This window comes from Microbulbifer maximicatervae (SeqCode) (assembly GCF_056232625.1).
This window is the reverse complement of record NZ_CP174324.1, coordinates 1,483,350-1,505,872: the sequence shown is the minus strand read 5'-3', so window position 1 is coordinate 1,505,872 and position 22,523 is coordinate 1,483,350. Positions and strand designations below refer to the sequence as shown.

Below are 22,523 nucleotides of genomic sequence, written 5' to 3'. Positions count from 1 at the left end.
GCCATGTCGGAAGACGAGCAAAAACGAAATGCCAAGCACAAGCAGGCAATGCAAAAACACAAGGAGAAGGTTGATGCCAACATTGCAGCAGCCGATATCCAGCGTGGAGTTGCTGTCCTTCTCACTGGAAATGGCAAAGGGAAGTCGAGCTCAGCTTTCGGCATGGTCATACGCGCACTGGGTTACGGGCAGAAAGTGGGCGTTGTGCAATTTATTAAAGGCGCACAGCAATCTGGGGAAGAGCTTTTCCTTACAAACCATTGCCCGGAAGTTACTCTCTATCAAATGGGCACTGGCTTTACCTGGAATACTCAGGATCGCACCAGGGATATTGCTGCTGCAGAGAGAACCTGGGCAGAGGCAGAAAAAATGCTCACCGATACCACCTATGACTTAGTGGTGTTGGACGAGCTCACTTATATGCTCGCATACAAATACCTGGATGAGTCCAAAGTATTGGAGACTCTAGCCCAGCGGCCACAGGAACAGAGTTTGGTGGTGACTGGTCGAGGTGGTGGTAGTGCACTACAAGAGCTAGTGGATACGGTATCTGAAGTGAAAGATGTTAAGCACGCTTTTAAAGCGGGCATCAAAGCCCGCAAAGGCGTAGATTACTAGGTTGTTTTCACTATGTCCGTGTTGATGGTTCAGGGCACGACTTCCGATGCCGGCAAGAGTACTTTGGTGGCCGGGCTCGCTCGTTACTTTTCCCAGCGCGGAGTCAGTGTCGCACCTTTTAAGCCGCAAAACATGGCACTCAATAGTGCCGTAACGGTGGATGGTGGTGAGATAGGGCGGGCACAAGCGTTGCAGGCCCAGGCCTGTGGGATCGACCCCCACAGCGATATGAACCCGGTGTTACTTAAGCCCGCTTCAGATACCGGGGCTCAGGTTATTATCCAGGGTAAAGTTCTGGGGAATATGCAGGCGCTGGATTACCACCACTATAAAGCCACCGCGCAAAATGCAGTGCTGGACTCCTTCGCACGGCTCGATGATCAATATGAGCTGGTGTTAGTTGAAGGGGCAGGTAGCCCGGCAGAAATTAACCTGCGGGAAAACGATATTGCCAATATGGGCTTTGCCGAGGCCGTTGATTGCCCGGTTATACTGATTGCCGATATCGACCGCGGAGGTGTGTTCGCCCACTTGGTAGGCACCCTCGAATTGCTGTCTTCCTCAGAACGAGAGCGTGTCGTCGGTTTTGTGATCAACCGCTTTCGTGGCGATCTGCAATTACTTCAGCCGGGGCTCGACTGGTTAGAAGAGTATACCGGCAAGCCAGTTCTCGGAGTCTTACCTTATCTCCATGATCTCTACCTTGACGCGGAGGATGCCATTAGTATCCAACAGAGCGGTGCTGATGCTCGATTGAAAGTGGTAGTGCCGGTATTGCCGCGCATAAGCAATCATACAGATTTTGATGCGCTAAGATTGCATCCGGATATCGATCTGCAATTTGTCAGTGTCCGTGAACCAGTCCCACAATGCGACTGGATTATTCTTCCCGGCAGTAAAAATGTACGGGCAGACTTGGCCTACTTAAAAGAAAACGATTGGCCTGCACAGTTGGATCGGCATCTGCGCTACGGCGGCAAACTCGTGGGTATTTGCGGTGGTTTGCAAATGCTGGGTAGCGAGGTGCAGGACCCGGATGGGGTAGAGGATACGTCGGGTAACGAACCGGGCTTGGGTTATCTGGATTACACAACTCGCTTGCAACCAGTCAAAGCACTGAAAAATGTTACCGGCTTTTTAGCTTTGGAAAATGAAGTAAAAGAAGCTACTCCTGTTCAGGGCTATGAAATCCACTGTGGTATAACCGAAGGTGTAGCTCTGCAAACTCCGGCAGTATATATCTGTGATAAAGACGGAAATTCCAGGCCTGATGGTGCAATAAGTGCTGATGGACAGATATTCGCGACCTACGTGCATGGGCTGTTCGATTCACCCGAAGCGCTGAGCGCACTTTTTGCCTGGGGTGGGTTGAAAGACTCTATGCCGCTGGATATAGGTAAACAGCGACAGCAACAATTGGACAGGCTGGCTGAGACTATTGCCGAGAATATCCAGGGAAACTGGCTCGAGCAATTTGAGGGAACCAGGGAGACGGCAATGCTGCAAGAGGATACTCAGTGACTGTTGCCCGTATCAAAGCATTAAATATTGCCTGGTGGTTACTGCCCACAGCACTTGCCCTGAGTTTTTCTGCTGCCGTTGCTATAGGTGCAGTGTATCTCTCACCCTCACAACTATTTGCCGCGATCAGTGGCCAGGGCGATGGTGGACTCGCTGGGGAGATTGTTCAGGCAATACGATTGCCAAGGGCGCTGTTGGCGGCTGGAGTGGGTGCTGTGCTCGCCATCTGCGGGGCAATGTTGCAAGGCTTATTTCGAAACCCTCTAGCTGACCCATCCCTGATTGGTGTTACCGCAGGGGCTTCTCTCGGTGCTTGTTTGGCCATCCTGCTAGGAGCGGAGGTTGCCGCTGCGTTTGGGAGTTTGCCCGTTGTATCCATAGCTGCTTTTTGCAGCGGCCTTTTAGCGGTGACACTGGTCTACAAAGTGGCGAAAAGTATTAATGGCACTTCCGTGGCCACCATGTTGCTAATGGGGATTGCCGTTACCGCTTTTTCCGCAAGCCTGATCGGGCTAATGGAGTACTTTGCTGATAATGACACCTTGCGCCGTATGAGCCTGTGGCTTATGGGAGGGCTGGATGCAGCGAGCTATCCTCGCGCTTTTCTGGTTTTGGCCGTGCTGGGCGCTTTGCTTGCCAGTATGTCCCGCTTCGGCACCTCACTAAATGTTCTTTTATTGGGAGAATCCCAGGCGCGGCACCTCGGTATTGATGTAGAGCGGGTAAAAACCCGTTTGATAGTGCTTGTTGCGGCGGGAGTGGGCACTTCGGTTGCTGTAGCCGGCAGTATTGCTTTTGTGGGGCTGGTAGTGCCCCATATAGTGCGTTTATGGGTAGGACCTGATCACCGGCAACTGTTGCCGCTTTCTGCCCTGGCTGGAGCCAGTTTATTGCTGGTTTCCGATACCCTGGCGCGAACCATTATTGCCCCGGTGGAGATCCCGGTAGGGCTGATCACCGCACTAATTGGAGTGCCTTTCTTTGTTTCCTTGTTGCGTAAAAGCAGGGGGGCAATTTAATGGCTCTGCTACAGGTGGAGGGAGTTGCGGTTAGTGTCGATAATCGGCCGCTGTTGCAAGATATCAACCTGAAGGTAGATGTCGGCGAGCTGGTTTGTGTGATTGGCCCCAATGGCGCCGGTAAGTCGACTCTGCTGCGTGCCCTTTGCGGTGAAGTCAGGATGGATTCCGGGCAGGTCCACTTTAAAGGCCGCTCTTTTTCAAAGTTGTCCGCCTGCAATCGAGCCAGGCAAGTTGCCGTCCTGCCGCAAAATAACCCACTGACATTTGCCTTTACCGGGCTGGAATTGGTCGCCCTCAGTCGAACTCCGCATTCCACTGGCACTGACCGGGACCGAGAAATCTGCCTGGAAGCCATGGCAGCGCTGGATGTTAGTCATTTGTCTGAGCGCCTGTACCCAACATTATCTGGCGGCGAGCAGCAGCGCTTGCAATTGGCTCGAGTGATGGCCCAGATCTGGCGGGCAGAGGATGGTGGAGAGCGGCTCCTCTTATTAGATGAGCCCGCTGCCAGCCTGGATATTGCACACCAATATGGAATGATGAGAGCGGTAAGAGACTTCGCGCGAAGTGGCGTAGCTGTGGTAATGACGGTCCATGATCTGGCCCATGCCAGCGGCTATAGCGACAGAATCCTCGCCTTAAAGCAGGGGCGCAGTATGGCCTACGGAAATCCGGAGGATGTATTGACTGCGGAGAAAATGCAGCAGCTTTACGGCTACAGTGTCACGGTGATGCCACACCCGGTAACCGGTAAATCCCTGGTGATTGCCGATGTTTAGTGCCAGTGGTGTGCATCTGGTACTAGGAGGCGCACGCAGTGGAAAAAGCCGGCTTGCGCAACAGCGCGCGGAGCAGTGGCTAAATAGCAGTAGCGATGGTGGACTTATCTACCTGGCAACGGCTACGGCTGGCGATCAAGAAATGTCTACCCGTATTGCTCGACATCGGGAAGACCGGGATCATCGCTGGCAGACCCTGGAAGAACCTATTGCACTGGCAGAGGCTTTGGTTACCGCTCCTGAGTCCCACTGTGTACTGGTGGACTGCCTCACTTTGTGGTTGAGCAACTGTCTTCATCAGGGCGTTTGGGAGCGTGAGCAAGAGGCGCTTCTGCAATGTATCGATCAGAGGCGTACTCTCGCTAACGGTAATACCCCACCTTGGGTTTTTGTCAGTAATGAAGTCGGTTCGGGTATTGTGCCCCTTGGGCAGTTATCGCGGGAATTTGTGGATGCGGCAGGTTGGCTGCATCAGGCATTAGCCGAGCGAGCTGATAGCGTCACCTTGGCAATTGCTGGTTTGCCGCTCGCTGTAAAGTAAAGGAGCCTCTGAATAACTCCGTAATGCCTCTGCGAGTCTTGAAAGCTGCAGATGTTAGGCGCAGCTCGCCGCGAATGGCCGTAGCCCTTTGCAAGAGCTGCAACGCAGCGGGTGCGGCTTTCAAGGCCCGCCCTTCGGGGCTTGCAGAGCGATTTACACTCCGCGTTGCGACTTCTTGAAAGGTCTAGACATTCCTGCGAAGCCGCGCCTTGATTGTGAACCGCTCTGCATGCCAGAGGTATCACGGAGTTTATTCATAGGCTCCTAAAGAATCACCTGAGACTGATAATGATGACATATGAACTCAGTTGGCTCGATAAGCCTGCACCAACCCCGGACCAGAGTGCGCGCAATGCCGCGATTGTCCGCCAGAAGCAATTGATTAAGCCGCAAGGCGCACTCGGTCGGCTCGAGAGTATTGCCGTAGATTTCGCCGGATTCCAGGGGAGGGAGCAACCCCAACTGAATAAATTGTCGGTGCGCGTATTCGGTGCTGATCACGGTATTGCAGTCCAGGGAACTTCCCGATTTCCTCAGGCCGTCACTTCTGTAATGCTGAAACTATTTTGCGAGGGTGGGGCGGCTATTAATGTGTTGAGCCGCGAGCAGAATGCTGACTTTGCCGCAATTAATCTGGGTTGTGTGGTCCCCGCTGAACACCCCGACCTGATTGATGAAGTTATAGCTCCCTCTACTGCGGACTTCTCCCAAGGTAATCCCGCTATGACCCAAGCGCAGCTGGCTCTTGCTCTTGATGCCGGTTGCCGCCAGTCTACCGATGCAGATTGTTTTATTGGCGGAGATATGGGTATTGGCAATACCACTTCCGCCGCTGCCATGTTTGCCGCCCTTTTTGAACTAGAGGTTGGCATCATTACGGGGCGGGGAACAGGTATCGACGATGCAGTGCTCGCCCGCAAGGTGGAACTGATCGAATTTGCCTTGGAGCAGCACCGGGCAGCGCTGGGTTCGCCACTTGCTATTTTGCAAACTTTTGGTGGTTTTGAGATTGCAGCCTTAACGGGAGCGTTTGTCGCCAGTGCCCAGCGAGGTGTCCCTGTATTGGTTGATGGTTTTATGGCGACTGCTGCGGCAGCTATTGCCGGCGCTATTAATCCGTCGGTGAAACCCTGGTTGCTCTACGCCCATCTCTCTGACGAGTCTGGTCACAAACTGGCCCTCGAGTGCCTGGGGGTGAAGCCATTGCTGAGCTTCAATATGCGCCTTGGCGAAGGCACAGGTGCAGTGTTGGCCATCAGTATTATCAAGCAAGCGCTGAACCTGCATAACAAAATGTTTACTTTCAGTGAGGCAGGAGTGCCAGTTGCGGATTGATCTTTTACGACACGGTGCCTGCAAAGGTGGAAATATTTTTCGCGGTCAGATCGATGTGCCTCTAACCAGTGAGGGTAGGGAGCAGATGTTGCGAGGGCTTACCGAGCTCGATGACTCCTGGGACCGGATTGTTACTTCACCCTTACAACGCTGCCAACGCTTTGCGGCTCAGCTTGCCCGAGAGAAAAAACTGCCGATAACTGAAGTTCCTGATATCCGGGAAATTGGTTTCGGGGACTGGGAGGGGCAGTCAGTCGATAAGATCTGGACTGAGCAACGAGCACTGTGTGAAGCCTGGGGGCGTGACCCAGAAAAGCACGCACCGCCGGGAGGTGAGCCCTTTCCCGTATTTCGATCCAGAGTTCTTCAAGCTATTGATAATCTAGCCCAGCAATACTCGGGAGAGTCCCTGCTGCTCGTTACTCACGGTGGCGTTATCAAGTTGTTGCTCGCGTATGCGAATAACTGGCTCCCAGTGAAAATGATTTCACTGCAAGTTAACTACGGGTTTGCCGCATCGCTGAGATACGACTCGGACAATAAGACCTTTACCGTTTCCTACCCAGAGCAGTCAGCTTATGTTTATTGCCCGTAAGTTGTACAACCTATCCCAAGCATTTCTGTATGCGCTGGTATTTCTTACCCGGCTGCCGGTGGCGGGTTTGCTTCGGGAGGTGGACAAGGAAACGGTGAAGCGGTCGATATATTTTTACCCCCTGGTTGGAGTGGTGATTGGTGTACTGTTATCCGGGGCCGCCTACCTTCTGGCTCCTTTAGGTGCCCAGTTGCAAGCTGCAATACTATTGGGTTTCTGGGTGGTCCTGACAGGTGCACTACACCTCGACGGCCTTGCTGACTGTACTGATGCCTACTTTGCTGGACATAAGTGTGCCGATCCTGAAGAGCAACGTCAGCATATTTTGAGGATAATGCACGATCCCCACTGCGGTTCTATTGCGGTAGCGGCTGTTGTTGTTTTTCTACTGATGAAATTTGCTGCAATTACAGCCCTGCTAGAGCTAATAAACCCGGTAACAAAAGATGCTTGGGTCTATCTGCCGTTGGTGATCTCACCTATGCTAGCCAGGGCTTCGGCCCTGGCTTTAATGGGAATTTCACAATACGCACGTGTTGAAGGCCATGTACCGCCCTCTGGCTCCGAGCGCCGATGGGACCTATTGCCGGTAGTTGCAATCGTAGTTGCTATTGGATGTTTAGCGGCGCCAAGACCCATTGCCATTGGCATCGTCTGTAGTTTGTTTGCCCTGGTTTTATTCTGGCATCGCCTGTGGGATAAGACTATTGGTGGTTATACCGGCGATTGTTTAGGCGGTTTGGTTGAGATAAGTGAATTGTCGATACTGATATTATGGGTGGCAGTGGTTGCCAATGTGAATTACGGGGCTGTTTAGAAGCTCCTTAGTTATAGTCGAGTTAAAGAGATGTCTCGAAGCAGTATTGTCCGTGTTGTTTTAGCCTTGAATCTGTTATTGGTGAGTAATACTTGGGCGGATGATTCCGTGCGGGTAAAAGATGCCCGTGGCCAATGGGTTGAACTGCCTGCACCAGCAGAGCGTATTGTTGCGCTAGCGCCAAATATCGTGGAGAACTTTTACAGTGCCGGGGCAGGGGATAAGCTAATTGCTGCGGTAAGCTACAGTGACTACCCCGAGCAAGCCAAGCAATTACCGGAGATAGGTAACTATAAAGCGGTAAACTATGAAAGTTTACTATTGCTAAATCCTGACTTGATTGTTGCCTGGGGGTCGGGAAATGGCGATCAGATGATTAATAAACTGGAGGATCTCGGTTTTACAGTTTTCGTATCTGAATCTCACACTCTTGAAGATATCGCTGTGAATGTAAAGCGCTTCGGTAAACTTGCAGGCACAAGTGACTATGCAGATAAATCTGCCGGAAAGTGGCTTGAGCGACTGAATCAAATACAGCATAGCCACAAGGACCTGGATTCAGTCAGTGTTTTTTATCAGGTTTGGAATGAGCCTCTGCAAACACTTAATGGCGACCACCTGATTAGCGATGTTATTCAAACCTGTGGCGGCCGTAATATATTTGCCGATGCATTGGTATTAGCACCGAAGATTAGCATTGAGTCTGTACTCGATAGAGACCCGAGAGTAATTATCGCCAGCGGCATGGGAGAAGAGCGGCCAGATTGGTTGGATGCCTGGGAAGCATACCCAAGAATTAATGCAGTTAAAGAGGGAAACCTGTTTCATGTACCACCGGATATCATTCAGCGACATACTTTTCGGGTGCTGGATGGTATGGAGATGGTTTGTGATGATTTGAATCGGGTGAGAAAAAGCGGTTAGTTTTTCTGCTTATCAGCAGGAAGACTCAGTCGCAGCGTATTATTTTGTAGATCAACTATCGAAATTGAATTTGCTGGCTAGATATTTTTATGGTGATATTTTTTGTTATTCTCTTTGTCGGAGGGCTGCTTGCAGTCCCATATTTGGTGATTAAACTAACCATACTTGAACAAGATGAAAGTAGTCAGTGGTCAACCTTCTGGAGGCTGGCTTCCGCAGACTATTATACAATACAAAGTGTTGCAGCTATCCCAGTTACTGGCTTGTTATGTTATATATCGTTTTATCGAGGGGTGTCGACAGGAAGCTTTGAATTTATAGTAATTGCTTTTGGTTTGGCGGTTCTCATGTTGTTTTTAATTGAAGATCTTCTGAGGCAAGATTATCTTCAATTCCATATCAAAAATTTAAAGCTGTTATCGATAAGTGTCATTTCTTTAACGTTGATTGCTCTAGAGTTGTCAATGGCAGCCACTACATTTATTGGAGCCATCGCTATGCTTTTGGTGTCAGTTAGATGTGTAAAGCAACAAGTACTCAGCAATAGAGATAAAACAGAATCTGGAACTTTAGACGGTGACAGGTAGTCGGCAATGTAATTGATACAGTCTGATAAATCTCAATTTTCTTAGTGTTCAAATTTTGGTGGGTCCGGGTGTGTTTAATGTCGTAAAGTCCAACGATTCTTCTTTATAATTGAAAGCTATCATCGTTCTTGTGTTTATCGGTAGTATCCGAAACTGGAAGATATATCCATGATAAGGAATTGCTGAAGAGTCAGCCACAGAGATGGTCGCTGGATCTCTCGCCTGTTACTTACACGATCAGTGAGTAGTGAAAAAATCACTTTTTGGTAGATCAGGGCTCGTCAATGGTAAAGCCGCCCCTAGCTGTATTAATGTTGAGTTCAAGTCAAATGGCCCCTTAATTTCATTGCCAAATGCTGGCGGTATTTCCAAGGTGTCTAAATTATTCGTATCGTTATCTAGCTTGCGGTATTGAAGTTAAGAAAACGGCTATTTTCTTGGGTAGGTATCCTTGGAGCCTGGAACAAAACCCATCCCACAGTCGAAGTAGGCTGAAATGCAAAAAACCTATTGACGATCGGTTTTTGCCGCTCTACCATCATTCAAAGAACAGTTTTAACCTCTGGAATAATGGTCTATGCGACTTGGCGATCTTGAGAAACAGGTGCTCCAATACCTCTGGGATAGAAAATCTGCGGATGCCAAACAGGTCCACTCGGACTTGAGCAGGGCCCGTGGAGGTTCTCTTAACACCATCCAGAGCACACTTGACCGCCTTTATAAGAAAGGTTTGCTGTCTCGAGAGAAGCAGGGGCATGCATTCCAATACAGCCCGGCAGTGGAACGCTACGAGTTTGTCGGGCAGCTGATTCAAGATGTTACTCGTGAGTTCGTTGATGATGAGAACGGGCTGGTAGCCGCGTTTACCTCCATCTCATCGGAGCTGAACGAAAGTCAATTAGAGCAACTGGAGCAGTTGATCGAAAGCCAGAAGATAAAGCGCCAGCAGGGTGATCGCTAATGATTTTGGGGCAGGTTGCACTCTGGCTAAACCTGCTGACTATTGCAGCGCTTGGCCTGTTTGTCGGTATTTTACTGGTATCAGCTGCCTGCCTTTCCGTTTCCCGGCATTCACTTAACTTGTCTGTCAGTAGCCGGCGTTTACTGCTGTGGAGTGCGGTATTGCTGCCGTGGTTCGCGGCTTCCACGGCCGCTGTAATCCTGGCTTTCCCCAGCCTTTTGGGAGGCGTTGCATCACTGGCGCACTGGCACCATATCAATGCTTTTAACCTCTACAGTTGGCACGGTGTTTTTACTATTGCGTTTCTTTTCTTTAGCGGTTTTTTGGCGTTTCAAAGTTTTAAACGAGTTCATCGCCATTTGGCGCAGCTCCGTTTGTTAATGCAACTTTGCGAAAGGGATAAGTCTGACCAGAGTATTATCCAGGCAAAGGGGCCCCAGGCTTTCACCAGTGGTCTGCTCCGTCCGCAAGGGTTTTATACCAGCGGTCTGCGAGACCAGTTAACAGCGGAAGAGTTTGAGGTGGTGCGCCTGCATGAGGAAGCCCATGCGCAAAAATTTGATCCGCTGAAGAAATTAATATTCGCTTTATTTGCCAGCTTTTTCCCTACGCGTTTGGGGAATTACCTGAATCGGCAGATGGCGCTGTGTATGGAGCAGCGTGCAGATGCTTATGTCCATAGGCAGGGGTGGAGTGAGACTTTTATCGCCCAAACCCTACTTAAAGTAACCCGTATCTCCAATGGGTTGCATCCCAAAGAGAGAAGTTCAGCAATGGTCTGTTATTTCGCTCTTGACCAATTGGATGCTCGTATTCGTTACTTGCTGTCTGATGATAAGGGGCGCAGCTTACCCCCCTTGTTATTAGCTGGAATGTTTGTGGCTCTTACAGGCACTTGCCTTGTTTCGGTGGACGCGCTCCACCACACCGTCGAAACCCTTTTCTCCCACTAAGGAAGCCGAAGTGTTTAATTGTCTGCGTTTAGTCATAACCAAAAAACCGATCGTCAATCGGTTTTTTTTGGCCGGAGCCGTGTTCTTTTTAGTCGTATTAAGTGGACCCCTTAGGGCAGAACAGGGCGAGGAGTTATCGGGACTTACTTATGAACAGGCAATTCTTAAAAGCTTGCAAAATCACCCTGAACTGGCGGGTTACCGATATCAGTTTGAGGCTGTGGATGCTTTATCCAAGCACGCCAAGCTTGGACCACGCCCGGAGCTTAGTGTTGCCGCCGAGGGGGTGGGGGAGGAAAAGGACAGCGATGGCAACGGCAGTTCCCAGGTAACAGTAGGCATCAGTTGGCTATTACAGGGTGATCTCGCAGAAAAACGTGTATTGGCTACACGCAGTAAGACTTCCGTGATTGAGGCCGAAAAGCAGGTTCTTGAGTTAGAAGTTGCCGCTAATACTGCGCGTTACTTTTTCCAGGTCCTGGCGCACCAGGAACGCCTGAAAATTGCTAAAACAGCTGTCGACCTGGCTCGCAATATGACCGCTGAAATTAATCGTCAGGTTAGTGTTGGCAGAACGAATGAAGCCGATGCTTTTCGGGCGGAAGTCGACTTACAGCGTCGACTCTTAGCTGTGGAAGATGTCGAGCACGAGTTGGATATTGCCAGATATCAATTAGCTGCCCAGTGGGGCTCCAGAGAGCCCAGTTTTCGTGCGGTGGCTGGTTCTCTTTCCAGTGTCCTTCCAGAAGTTGATTTATCTAGATTGCGAAGCTTGGTGGCGAGCAACCCAAATTTGGAAATATTCATGAGCCGCGAGCGCGTGGCGCAGGCGGAAATTGATTTGGCACGTGCAGAAGCTGGTATTCAGTGGAGGATTGATACGGGAATTCGTCGCAACGAAGCGAGCGGAGATTATGGGTTGGTGGCAGGGTTCGCAATCCCACTAGGTAAGGGTGACCGTAATCGCGGCAAGGTATCTGCTTTGAGGGCGGAACAAAATCGTTTCCGAGCAGAAAGAAATGCGAAAGAGATTGAGTTGGATACACAGCTCTTTGTGATGACCCAAAGGCTACAGCATCACCGGCACGTAGCTACCGCCTTGAATGAAAAGATGATTCCCAGTTTTGATAAAGCGCTCATCGCTACGCAAAAAGCCTATCGACGTGGCCGCTATAACTACTCGGAGTTGGCTCTAGCCCAACAGGGGCTTAGCGATGCGCAGCTTTCACTGCTCCAGGCGCAGTACAACGCACACCTTAGCCTGATTGAAATTGAAAAACTTACCGGCCTGTCATTGGCACAGATAAGCGAGAGCGAGATATGAGATCCGCAGTTTTTTCCAGCCTGATATTCGGTGCTTTACTTTCCTTGTTCCTAAGTGGCAGCGGCAGTGTGTATGCGGCCGGAGCTGTCGCAGAGGCAGAACCGGAAAAAGGGCCCAATCGTGGGCGCATGTTGAGAGAAGGTGATTTTGCCGTTGAGCTAAGTATTTATGAAACTGGTGTTCCTCCGGAGTTTCGGGTTTGGGTGAGTAACGATGGAGAGCTGGTTAATCCTCGGCAGGTTGATCTTAAAGTGGTTCTTACAAGGCTTGGAGATGGAGAGGATCACATCGAGTTCAGGCCTGAGGGGAATTATCTGCGTGGCGATATGGTGATCTATGAGCCCCACTCATTTGTTGTGACTCTAACAGCCAAGTACCAGGGGCACGAATACCGTTGGCAATACGATAATTTTGAGGGGCGAACCCGTATCGAATCCGGTATTGCTGAATCCATGGAAATTGATACGGAAACCGTCGGCCCCGCAATGATGAGTGAGACCAGCCGCGCTTATGGCAGGCTTATTGTAGATCCAGAGCAGGTACGTGAAATTAGTGCGCGTTTCGATGGCTTTGTAGAAACTGTGCAGGTGGGGTTGGGGGAGCGCGTTAAAAAAGGGCAACCCCTAATTACCATTAACAGCAATCAAAACCTAAACACCTACACTATTCAATCCCCAATTGCCGGTGTAGTAGTCCAGCGCAATGTAAACCCTGGCGAACAGACCGCAGGTCGAGTTTTATTAACGGTTGCCGATGATGCTGCTTTGTTAGCAGAGCTGGATGTTTTTCCCTCGACACGCCCCCAGATTCGCCAGGGCACGCCCGTTTCCGTAAATATCAAGTCCCTGGAAACTCCTCTGCTCGGGGTAGTGAAACAAATTGATACTTTGATGAAGCCCAACCAGGCCACTGCCGTTCGAGTGTCACTGCAAGATATTCCCTCAGGCCTCGCACCAGGTTCTTTTGTAAGCGGCGATATCCAAGTTGCTGAATATGAGGTGCCTCTCGCCGTCAAGCGTTCCGGTTTACAAGCGTTCCGCGATTTTACTGTCGTTTATGCCAAGGTGGGCGATCAATATGAAGTGCGCATGTTGGAGCTGGGGCGTGAAGCAGGCGACTGGGTTGAAGTGCTGGGGGGGATTCGACCGGGAATCGAATATGTCACCGGTAACAGCTACATCATTAAAGCGGACATTGAAAAGTCCGGTGCATCCCACGATCACTGAGGGTTCGACATGCTTGAGTACTTGATAAGAACCTCAATTCAAAATCGCGGGCTGGTTATTGCCCTTGTGCTACTACTGTGCGGTTTGGGCATTTGGAATTTCACCCGGCTGCCCATTGATGCGGTACCGGATATCACTAATATCCAGGTGGTTATTAATACGGAGGCACCGGGGTATACCCCTAAAGAAGTTGAGCAACGGGTTACATACCCTGTGGAAAATGCAATGGCTGGATTGCCGAGCCTTGCTTATACACGTTCCGTTTCGCGGTATGGGTTGTCCCAAGTTACGGTGATTTTTGAAGATGGCACCGATATTTATTTTGCCCGCCAGTTAGTGAATGAACGGCTCACTAGTGTACGTGGTGCACTGCCTGCTGGTTTGGAGCCGGAGCTTGGACCCATCGCCACAGGTCTTGGCGAAATCTTTATGTTTACAGTGGACTCCGAACCCGGAGCTACCAATGCTGATGGCAGTGCGGTAACACCTAAAGACTTGCGTTCGGTGCATGACTGGATTGTGCGCCCGCAGTTATTGCGTGTACCAGGTGTGGTGGAAGTCAATCCGATTGGCGGATTCAAGAGAGAAATTCTGATTGCTATAGAGCCAGAGAAACTGCTGGCATTTGGCCTGACCCAGGAAGACCTGAATCTCTCGATCGAGGAGAACAATCGTAACCGCGGTGTAGGCTTTATTGAACACAGTGGCGCCCAGTGGTTGTTGCGGGTTCCGGGGCAGGCAAGCTCGTTAGAGACACTGAAGGATTTCCTGGTAGCGGAAGTGAATGGCGTTGCTGTTCGCCTTGGCGACTTGGCCAAGATCGAAGAGGGGCGCGAAATGCGCACCGGGGCGGCTACTCAGAACGGCAGGGAAGTGGTGATGAGCACCGTTTTCATGCTGGTTGGCGAAAATAGTCGCACCGTTGCAGGTGCAGTTGGTGAAAAGTTAGAGGATATCAAACAGAGTCTACCACCAGGTATCACATTGACTGCGGTTTATGATCGTACCGGTCTGGTTGACCAGACATTGCGCACTGTACAAACCAATCTTATGGAAGGTGCGCTGTTGGTTATCGCGGTTCTTTTCCTGCTGTTGGGCAATGTTCGAGCAGCAATTCTCACTGCGCTGGTAATTCCGGTAGCCATGTTAATGACCATCACCGGCATGGTTCAGGCCCGCGTAAGTGCAAACCTGATGAGTCTGGGGGCGCTGGACTTTGGCCTGTTGGTGGATGGGGGCATCATTATTGTCGAGAACTGTCTGCGACGCCTCAGCGAATCCGCCCGCGAGCGTGGCCAGTTAGATCTAAATGAACGGATTACCCTGGTATTCCAATCGACGCGGGAAGTGATTCGCCCGGCCATGTTTGGTGTGTTCGTTATCACAGCAGTGTATTTACCCATTTTTGCCCTGACTGGAGTGGAGGGCAAGATGTTCCATCCAATGGCTATAACCGTGGTGATTGCGCTGCTTTCTGCGATGTTTCTTTCCATCACTTTGGTGCCAGCCGGCATAGCGCTGCTATTCCGCAAACCGGTGATCGAAAAGAAAAATCCTGCACTTGAGAAGCTGAATAGAATTTATCGCCCGGCCTTGGAGTTTGCACTGCGCCAGCGTGGCATGGTTGTCGCTATTGCTGCGCTACTGGTGTTGGTTTCCGGCTATACGGCAAGCAGAATGGGTAGAGAATTTGTGCCGAATCTGGATGAAGGCGATATTGCCATGCACGCCTTGCGTATTCCCGGCACATCCCTGGAACAAGCGATTGCACTGCAAAAATCCCTGGAGGAGCGGATTAAAGAGTTGCCCGAAGTGGAGCGTGTATTCGCCAAAATTGGTACTGCGGAAGTGGCTACCGATGCCGTTCCCCCAAGTGTTGCCGATAACTTTATTATCCTGAAACCCAGGTCTCAGTGGCCAGATCCGGATAAGCCGAAAGAGCAATTGGTAGAAGAGCTGGCAAAGCTGGTAGAACCAATTCCCGGCAACCGCTATGAATTTCTCCAGCCAATCCAGATGCGCTTTAACGAGCTTTTAGCGGGGGTACGCGCGGAATTGGCGATCAAAGTCTTTGGCGATGACTTCGAGCAATTAGAGCGTTTGGGCAGTGAAATTGAAGCGGCTATCGGCAGTGTAGAAGGCGTTGCTGATATACAGATGGAGCAAACCAGCGGTTTACCGGTTCTCGCCATTGTTCCTGACCAGGCCGCGCTAACACAGTATGGGCTGGCCATTAGCCAGGTACAGGAGCAGCTGGCAACCGCCCTGGGAGGTACGGTTGCTGGCCGCTTTTATGAAGGGGACCGCCGCACCGATATTGTTGTGCGTTTGCCAGAGGTATTGCGCCAGGATTTGGATGCGCTAAAGAAACTGCCGATTCATCGATCCAATGGCAACTATGTGCCCCTGGAGGAAATTGCCAGCTTGGAACTCACTGCCGGTATCAATCAGGTTTTCCGCGAGAACGGTAAACGCAGGGTAGTGGTAACGGCCAATGTGCGGGGTAGGGACTTGGGTAGCTTTGTTGCTGATGTGCAGCAGTCCGTTTCCGAGAAAGTGGAAATACCACCCGGTTACTGGGTTGAATACGGCGGAACTTATCAAGCGCTACAGTCTGCTACTGAACGCTTATCGATTGTAGTGCCGCTGACTCTTGTGTTGATTATGGGGCTTCTCCTGCTGGCGCTTCGCTCCATAAAAGATGCGGCAATTATCTTTACCGGTATACCCCTCGCATTAACCGGCGGTGTGCTCTCTTTAATGTTGCGGGATATCCCGTTCTCCATTTCCGCAGCCGTTGGTTTTATCGCACTTTCCGGGATTGCCATCCTTAACGGCCTGGTGATGGTTTCCTTTATTCGGGACCTGCGTGACCAAGGTTACAGCATAGAAAATGCCATTATTGAGGGCGCCCTGATCCGATTACGTCCGGTCATTAGTACCGCACTGGTTGCCTCACTCGGTTTTGTGCCCATGGCCCTGAATACTGGTATTGGCTCTGAGGTACAGCGCCCACTGGCTACGGTGGTTATTGGCGGTATTGTCTCATCAACAATCCTGACACTTTTAGTGTTGCCGGCACTCTACAGAATTTTACATGGCAGGAATGCCAAGTCGGAAAGCTTACAAGATAACCCTGAAGTGGCTCTGGCTGGAGCCAGTTAACTGGGCCTGTGTACGCTTTGGTTCACAAGAATTTAGAACTTTAATAACGGGAGATAGTAACGTTGCACAATAGTTTAAAAACAGTTTTCGGTTTGATGGCGCTGATAGCAGGTATGGTGATATCTATGCCACTATTTGCCCATGGAGTGGACGATGCTACCAAGACTTTTCTTGCCGGCAACGAAGGGGTATCTATTATTCCCTTTCTATATATTGGCGCCAAGCATATGGTGACTGGCTATGACCATCTGCTGTTCCTGGTGGGAGTCATTTTCTTTTTATATCGATCAAAAGATGTTCTCATCTACGTAAGCTTCTTTACGCTCGGTCATAGCTTGACCCTTTTATTTGGAGTGCTAAACGACACCCATGTGAATGCCTATTTGATCGATGCCATTATTGGATTATCCATTGTCTATAAAGGCTTCGATAATCTCGGCGGCTTCAAGCGGGTTTTTGGCTTTCAGCCTAATACCAAGGCTGCCGTACTGATTTTTGGACTCTTCCACGGTTTTGGTTTGGCAACCAAATTACAGGAATTCGAGCTGTCCAGCGATGGGTTGGTGGAGAATATCCTGGCCTTTAATGTCGGAGTAGAAATTGGTCAGTTTGCTGCGTTGCTGTTTATTCTTCTCGCCATCAATTATTGGCGTCGCTTTGACAGTTTCCTGCGCTTTTCCACTATGACAAATACCTTACTAATGAGTGGTGGACTGATGTTGGTGGGTTACCAGATGACAGGCTACTTCGTAGGTTAGATAGCCAGAAAGTGGCTTTTACAAGTTTATTGAACAGAAAGAACTCAGATTTAGAGCTTACAGAATGAATACAACTGAAATGCCAGTGCAGTCTGCACAAACGCTGATTAAATCCACACTTGCTGCTGGCGTACTTGCAGCCATTATGTTGACCACGGTGATCCTGCCAGCTGAATACAATATAGACCCCATCGGAATCGGCAGTGCACTGGGGCTGACTGAATTAAACAGTCAAGAGCAGGAAATTGCTGTGCCGGAAATAGTGCAGCGTGGTGAGCAGACCTTTGCTTATCGGACTGACACTACAACTATTGAAGTGCCCGCTGGCCGTGGAATTGAATACAAATTTCAATTGGATAAATATGGTCATTTGGAATATGAGTGGGTGACGGAGAGTGGTGAACTTTACTTTGATTTTCACGGCGAACCCACAGGCGATACTACCGGCTACTTTGAGAGCTTTGCTATTGCTACCGCAAATAAAATGAGTGGCTCTCTCACCACGCCTTTTGATGGTTCCCATGGCTGGTATTGGAAGAATAACGGTCAGGAATCTGTGAAGATCACTCTAAAAACAAAGGGGTTCTACGAGGTTATTGGACTCAAACAGTAACGCCTTTTTATTAACATTCGCTAAAACTGAGAAGAAAGAGAGTATTATGAACAAACTTATTCGAGTCATCTGCGTATCAGTTACCTTAGGCTTCGCAAATCTTGCTTTCGCCCATGGTGACCATGAGAGAGACAATTTTGCCACTGTATCCATGGTAGAAGCCAAGGGTATCGCCAGCCAGGAAGTAGCTCGCCTAATCAAAGAGGGTAAGCTCAACAAATCCTGGGCTGACAAGCCGCTCAATGCAGCCATGCAACGTGTTGACAACCAGCGACAGTGGGTTGTTAGCACTCAGGGCAAGGATGGGGGTCTGGATAAAATACTGAAAGTGTTTTTATCAACGGAAGGGTACTTTCTTTCTTTTAAAGTGACTGATCGTTAAAAAATCAGTAATGTTCCTGCGCTTCTGTCTGTAGGCATCGGCGCAGGAACATGACCTATAACTCTGATATGCCCAGTGCGGCTATCAGGGTAATTATAGCTCTACATTTAGACCTATTTTCTAATGAACTGGCTAGCTGCGCTTTCAAAGAATGTCTTGAGCAAAGTTGGTTTTCTGTCCAGAAGTTGCTCTACGTGATTGGAAAGCTCAATCGTGTGCCCCCACTCGCGGGTTACAGGCCAAAGCTGTGCCAACGCATCGGCAGCTCTCTCTGAAACCCCCAAGTTTAATAATGCTGACCTTGCTGCTTCATCACTAATAGGTTGATAGGTTATCTTCCTCTGCAGGACTTCAGATAATATATTTGATATATTTGTATAAGTTAATTTTTCTGCTCCAGTAAGAATATACTTCTTACCGATATGCTCACCCGGTTCTATTAGTATTTTGGCTGCTACATCACCGATATCCTGATGGTCAACAGTAACAATAGCTGCCCCCGGTGCAGAGCCAAATGGAGCGCTAATTGTGTTTTGGTGAGCAATTTCTTCTGCAGAGGCAAAGAAATTGCTGTTAAAACTGGCGGGCTGAAGAATTGTCCAGTTTAACGTTGATTCGATAAGATGCTCTTCTGCCTCTCCCAACCATCTAGCTATGTCAATTGGTGAATCCTTATCAGCACCTAAGCCGGAGATTTGTACAATATGCTTTACGCCAGCTTGCTCCGCTACACGAATAGAAGCGGCATGCTTATTAGTAAATGAAGGTTCGAATGCTGTAACCAAAAAGGCAGTCTCGATACCTTGCATAGCTTCCAGTAGTGAAAATTCATTCTCATAGTCTCCTATTACATAGCTGATATTGTCAGCTACGATTGGAGCTCTAGAAAGATCCCGAAGTAGGGCCCTGACAGGTATATTGGTGTTTGCAAAGTTTTTAAGAACGGCTTTGCCGTTGTTTCCGGTACTGCCGGTAATTAAGATTTTTTCCATGATTATTCCTAAGGAGCCTCTGAATAACTCCGTAATAGTGAAATTGATATATGTGTAAGTTAAGAGTTTTGTGTTACTAATGAGGGGTAGTCCAAATACCCGCGCTCATCGCCAGCGAAAAATGAAGACATATCCTCTTTGTTAAAGGGGCCATTATTTGCGAGGCGCTCTACGAGGTCCGGATTGGATATAAATAAACGGCCAAATGAAATGTAATCGGCAGAGCCATCGGCAATGGCATTGTTTGCGGATTTAAGATCATACATTCCATTGGCTACGTACAGACCTTTATAGGTTTTGCGTAGCTGGGTGTGGTCAATGTTTGGTTGGTTTTCTCTATCCCAGGCCCGTTCCATCATCTGTAGATAGGCAAGGTTATATCTGTTCAGTTGGTTGACAACATATAGATAGGTTTTTTGAGCATTACTGTCCGTCAAGCTGATTTCCGGAGATAGCTTGATTCCAACTCTATTTGATCCCCAGACCTCACATAATGCAGAAGTTACTTCGAAGATGAAGCGAGCTCTGTTTTCTATACTGCCGCCGTAGGCATCTGTACGATGATTGGTGCTGTCGTGAAGAAACTGAGCCGGAAGGTAAGGCCCTGCAGCGTGAAGTTCAACCCCATCAAAGCCGGCTATAAGCGCATTCTTAGCTGCCTGCTTATAATCCGCGATAATACTTTGAATCTCATCACATGTTAGAGCCTTCGGAACTGCATAGGGCTTCTTTCCCTCATAAGTATGTGCTTCACCTTCAGCTGCAATTGCCGAGGGAGCAACAGGCGCTTGACCGCCGATAAGGTCTGGATGTACTTCTCGGCCCATGTGCCAGAGTTGGATAAAAATTTTTCCTCCCTGACGATGTACAGCATCGGTAACCTTTTTCCAGCCCGTGATTTGCTCTTCCGTAAAAATGCCTGGGGTATTCACCCATCCAAGCCCTTGGGCTGAGATCGCGGTAGCTTCCGAGATAATCATCGCCGCACTGGCACGCTGGGCGTAATACTTGGCGTTAACGTCTGTTGGTACGCCATCTCGACCGATCCTTGCACGTGTTAAGGCAGCCATAATGATACGGCTATCAGTTTCCATATGGCCGAGCTTTCCGTGGGAAAAAAGGCTCGGGTCACTGCTTTTTTTAGTCATTTCTGTTGACTCTGCTTGTTTCGACAGGACGCAGATTAGCCATACTCGCGATAAAGTAATAATGGTATATTTGGATCAAAATGATAGATTTTATGAATCGAGTATTGATATGACCCAAGAGCAGCTGAAGATGTTTATTGCCGTCGTGGAGCAGGGAAGCTTTCGTGGAGCGGCCAAGGCGATTTTCAAAACCCAGCCGACGATTAGTAATGCGGTTAAGAAGCTTGAAGAAGAATTTGGCTTTCCCTTATTTGATAGGGATAGCTATAGACCGAACCTCACAAAACAGGGGCAGGCTTTTTATCAGCAGACCAAGAGAGTTATGCAAAGTCTCGAGCAACTCTCTGTAATGGCGCACCAGCTTGGTGCGGGAATAGAACCCAAGTTTACTGTGGTCATTAGTGGTATTGTCGAGCTAAGCCCACTTCTGGAACAGATCAAACCTATAGTGCTGTCTTTTCCTAATACGGATTTTAGTATTAGCACTGAACTACTGTCTGGCGTAATGGAGCGCATAGATGACAATGAAGCTGATCTGGCATTTGCTACTTTGTTCGGCGTTGAGAGTAAGCATGAGTGGAAGAAAATAGGGCAGGTCGAATTAGTTAATGTTGTGGCTCCTGATGTTTTTCCTGGCGATAAAATTTCACAATTGGAAGCTGCACAACTACCCCAAATTGTTGTGAGGGATACGGGCCGCTCAGAAAATAAGGGAAATATCAACTTGCTGGAAGTTGGGCGCAGATGGTTTGTTAATGACTACCACACAAAAAAAGAGCTGACCCTTGCTGGACTTGGTTGGGGTCGAATACCAAGGCACTTCATAAAGAGTGAACTGGAGCGAGGTTTGCTTGTCCCTATTAGTGTTGAGGGGATTGAAGCATTTAGCAGTTTTGATTTATGTATTATTCGTAATAGAGAACGCTCTTTGGGACCAATTGCTGGTAGATTTTGGGACTCTTTTTAAGGTTGGTATATTTTTAATACATTTACAACTATAAGGGGATTAAAGCCATCTTACAAAATTGAGTGGAGAAATTGTTCTTCAAATAAGATGTCTACTTTAAAAAATATGTTGATAAATTAATGTGAGCTGGTTGAAACAGTTCAGACCTAAAATGAAGTTTTCTGAGTAACCGAGGCTTATCATATCAGGTCTGAACATCTACATTTTTAGCGTTATTTCCATCAATAATGGAGATTTGCGAGTTGAAATCTCTATTAGTCAGTCTTAGGGATCGATATTCACAACAACTTTCCCCATAGCTTGCCCACTTGCCAGCCGTTCATGGGCCTTGCCAATATCAGGCAAACTATAAGAAGTTTCATCAAGCACAGGTTTGAGATCGCCTGCTTCAGTAATGGCTTTTATTGTTTTTAATATATGCCCGTGTTCCTCACGGTGGTAATTGTGCAGCATTGGAATTAACATAAATATGACATGCAAAGACAAGCCTTTAAAGTGAGCAGGCGCCAGATCAAGTGCTACCATGGAAACGGTAGTAGCTATTTGGCCATTGAGTTTTGCTGCCTCAAAAGAGTTCGTTATATTTGCACCACCGACTGAGTCGAATACTATATCGAAGCCTGCTCCGTTGGTGTACTTCAGTACATAAGACTCAACTGATACAGTCCGGTAGTTAATCGGCGTTGCCCCCAATTTTTCAATCATTGCCCGTTGAGGATCTCCGGAGCCTGTTGAGTAAACATCAGCACCAAAGTGATGAGCCAGCTGTACGGCTATATGACCCACACCGCCCGAGCCACCGTGAACAAGAACACTTTGTGCAGGCTTAACTCCCGCACGCTGTAACCCTTCGTAGGCGGTTATGCCTACTAAGGGCAAAGCTGCTGCTTCCCGCATGGTCAGGTTCTCGGGTTTCAGGGCAATTAAGTTCGCGTCTGCAACAATATATTCGGCTAATGTTCCCGGTAAGTCAGCCAGTCCACCTGCGCAGCCATAGACTTCATCACCCACTTGATAATCGGTTACACCTTCGCCAATCTCTTCAACAACACCAGCGAAATCCATACCCAATATTGCCGGGGCTTTCGGTGAAAGGGGTAATGCAGGTCCCATTTGGCGAATCATGGTATCTACGGTATTGACACTGGTTGCTGATATTTTAATCAGCACATGGCCAGCTTTGGTGGTCGGCTTGGGTACTTCAGCAGCTTCAAATACGTCTGGGCCGCCAAAGGTATTTACAATCATTGCTCTCATTTTGATTCCCAAAAAGTGTACTTTCTGTAGAGTTTTGT

Annotated in this window: 22 protein-coding genes; 19 read left to right on the top strand and 3 right to left on the bottom strand. The window is 48.9% G+C overall.

What is annotated here, in order from left to right; genetic code table 11:
* Positions 1 to 3 precede the first annotated feature (3 nt).
* The 18 genes from cobO to ACJJI6_RS06435 all read left to right on the top strand — a co-directional run bounded on the left by cobO (position 4) and on the right by ACJJI6_RS06435 (position 18,121).
* Positions 4 to 618, top strand: coding sequence for a cob(I)yrinic acid a,c-diamide adenosyltransferase (gene cobO / locus ACJJI6_RS06520; RefSeq protein ID WP_475712887.1), 615 nt, complete (start codon positions 4 to 6; stop codon positions 616 to 618).
* Between the two features lie 12 nt (positions 619 to 630).
* The gene (locus tag ACJJI6_RS06515) at positions 631 to 2,139 is read left to right on the top strand and encodes a cobyric acid synthase (protein ID WP_475712886.1); all 1,509 of its coding nucleotides are present in this window, start codon (positions 631 to 633) and stop codon (positions 2,137 to 2,139) included.
* The gene (locus tag ACJJI6_RS06510; protein ID WP_475712885.1) at positions 2,136 to 3,158 is read left to right on the top strand and encodes a FecCD family ABC transporter permease; all 1,023 of its coding nucleotides are present in this window, start codon (positions 2,136 to 2,138) and stop codon (positions 3,156 to 3,158) included. Before ACJJI6_RS06515 ends, ACJJI6_RS06510 begins: the two co-directional genes overlap by 4 nt.
* Entirely contained in the window at positions 3,158 to 3,940 is a 783-nt protein-coding gene (locus ACJJI6_RS06505; protein WP_475712884.1) for a heme ABC transporter ATP-binding protein, read from the top strand. Before ACJJI6_RS06510 ends, ACJJI6_RS06505 begins: the two co-directional genes overlap by 1 nt.
* Positions 3,933 to 4,481, top strand: a complete 549-nt coding sequence (gene cobU, locus ACJJI6_RS06500) for a bifunctional adenosylcobinamide kinase/adenosylcobinamide-phosphate guanylyltransferase (RefSeq protein WP_475712883.1) — start codon at positions 3,933 to 3,935, stop codon at positions 4,479 to 4,481. Before ACJJI6_RS06505 ends, cobU begins: the two co-directional genes overlap by 8 nt.
* 288 nt (positions 4,482 to 4,769) lie before the next feature.
* Entirely contained in the window at positions 4,770 to 5,816 is a 1,047-nt protein-coding gene (cobT, locus tag ACJJI6_RS06495) for a nicotinate-nucleotide--dimethylbenzimidazole phosphoribosyltransferase (protein WP_475712882.1), read from the top strand.
* Positions 5,806 to 6,411: a histidine phosphatase family protein gene (locus tag ACJJI6_RS06490; RefSeq protein WP_475712881.1), complete on the top strand. Its 606-nt coding sequence runs from the start codon at positions 5,806 to 5,808 to the stop codon at positions 6,409 to 6,411. The genes cobT and ACJJI6_RS06490 overlap by 11 nt, the downstream gene beginning before the upstream one ends.
* Positions 6,395 to 7,228, top strand: coding sequence for an adenosylcobinamide-GDP ribazoletransferase (gene cobS / locus ACJJI6_RS06485; RefSeq protein WP_475712880.1), 834 nt, complete (start codon positions 6,395 to 6,397; stop codon positions 7,226 to 7,228). The genes ACJJI6_RS06490 and cobS overlap by 17 nt, the downstream gene beginning before the upstream one ends.
* Before the next feature lie 30 nt (positions 7,229 to 7,258).
* A complete protein-coding gene (locus ACJJI6_RS06480) occupies positions 7,259 to 8,152 on the top strand; it encodes a cobalamin-binding protein (protein ID WP_475712879.1) in 894 nt (297 codons plus the stop codon).
* A gap of 89 nt (positions 8,153 to 8,241) precedes the next feature.
* Positions 8,242 to 8,739, top strand: a complete 498-nt coding sequence (locus ACJJI6_RS06475) for a hypothetical protein (protein WP_475712878.1) — start codon at positions 8,242 to 8,244, stop codon at positions 8,737 to 8,739.
* Between the two features lie 577 nt (positions 8,740 to 9,316).
* Positions 9,317 to 9,700, top strand: coding sequence for a BlaI/MecI/CopY family transcriptional regulator (locus ACJJI6_RS06470; RefSeq protein WP_475712877.1), 384 nt, complete (start codon positions 9,317 to 9,319; stop codon positions 9,698 to 9,700).
* Complete coding sequence (locus ACJJI6_RS06465) at positions 9,700 to 10,653, top strand: M56 family metallopeptidase (protein ID WP_475712876.1); 954 nt, start codon at positions 9,700 to 9,702, stop codon at positions 10,651 to 10,653. Before ACJJI6_RS06470 ends, ACJJI6_RS06465 begins: the two co-directional genes overlap by 1 nt.
* Positions 10,654 to 10,663: 10 nt before the next feature.
* Entirely contained in the window at positions 10,664 to 11,977 is a 1,314-nt protein-coding gene (locus tag ACJJI6_RS06460) for a TolC family protein (protein ID WP_475712875.1), read from the top strand.
* On the top strand, positions 11,974 to 13,203 hold the full coding sequence (locus tag ACJJI6_RS06455; protein ID WP_475712874.1) for an efflux RND transporter periplasmic adaptor subunit: 1,230 nt from the start codon (positions 11,974 to 11,976) through the stop codon (positions 13,201 to 13,203). The genes ACJJI6_RS06460 and ACJJI6_RS06455 overlap by 4 nt, the downstream gene beginning before the upstream one ends.
* 9 nt (positions 13,204 to 13,212) lie before the next feature.
* Positions 13,213 to 16,368: an efflux RND transporter permease subunit gene (locus tag ACJJI6_RS06450; RefSeq protein WP_475712873.1), complete on the top strand. Its 3,156-nt coding sequence runs from the start codon at positions 13,213 to 13,215 to the stop codon at positions 16,366 to 16,368.
* 62 nt (positions 16,369 to 16,430) lie between these two features.
* Positions 16,431 to 17,126 (top strand): HupE/UreJ family protein, encoded by a 696-nt coding sequence (locus ACJJI6_RS06445; RefSeq protein WP_475712872.1) that lies wholly within the window; start codon positions 16,431 to 16,433, stop codon positions 17,124 to 17,126.
* A gap of 64 nt (positions 17,127 to 17,190) precedes the next feature.
* Positions 17,191 to 17,739 carry a hypothetical protein gene (locus ACJJI6_RS06440; RefSeq protein WP_475712871.1) on the top strand — a complete coding sequence of 183 codons (549 nt, stop codon included), beginning with the start codon at positions 17,191 to 17,193 and terminating at the stop codon, positions 17,737 to 17,739.
* Between the two features lie 46 nt (positions 17,740 to 17,785).
* On the top strand, positions 17,786 to 18,121 hold the full coding sequence (locus ACJJI6_RS06435; protein WP_475712870.1) for a DUF6488 family protein: 336 nt from the start codon (positions 17,786 to 17,788) through the stop codon (positions 18,119 to 18,121).
* 113 nt (positions 18,122 to 18,234) lie between these two features.
* On the opposite strand, the gene ACJJI6_RS06430 is transcribed toward ACJJI6_RS06435, so the two are convergent.
* Complete coding sequence (locus tag ACJJI6_RS06430) at positions 18,235 to 19,113, bottom strand: SDR family oxidoreductase (protein ID WP_475712869.1); 879 nt, start codon at positions 19,111 to 19,113, stop codon at positions 18,235 to 18,237.
* 59 nt (positions 19,114 to 19,172) lie between these two features.
* Positions 19,173 to 20,261, bottom strand: a complete 1,089-nt coding sequence (locus ACJJI6_RS06425) for an alkene reductase (protein ID WP_475712868.1) — start codon at positions 20,259 to 20,261, stop codon at positions 19,173 to 19,175.
* Positions 20,262 to 20,370: 109 nt separating this feature from the next.
* On the opposite strand from ACJJI6_RS06425, the gene ACJJI6_RS06420 reads away from it, so the two are divergent.
* On the top strand, positions 20,371 to 21,228 hold the full coding sequence (locus ACJJI6_RS06420) for a LysR family transcriptional regulator (protein WP_475712867.1): 858 nt from the start codon (positions 20,371 to 20,373) through the stop codon (positions 21,226 to 21,228).
* 264 nt (positions 21,229 to 21,492) lie between these two features.
* Here ACJJI6_RS06420 and ACJJI6_RS06415 read toward each other — a convergent pair whose 3' ends face one another.
* Positions 21,493 to 22,485, bottom strand: a complete 993-nt coding sequence (locus tag ACJJI6_RS06415) for a zinc-dependent alcohol dehydrogenase family protein (protein ID WP_475712866.1) — start codon at positions 22,483 to 22,485, stop codon at positions 21,493 to 21,495.
* Positions 22,486 to 22,523 lie beyond the last annotated feature (38 nt).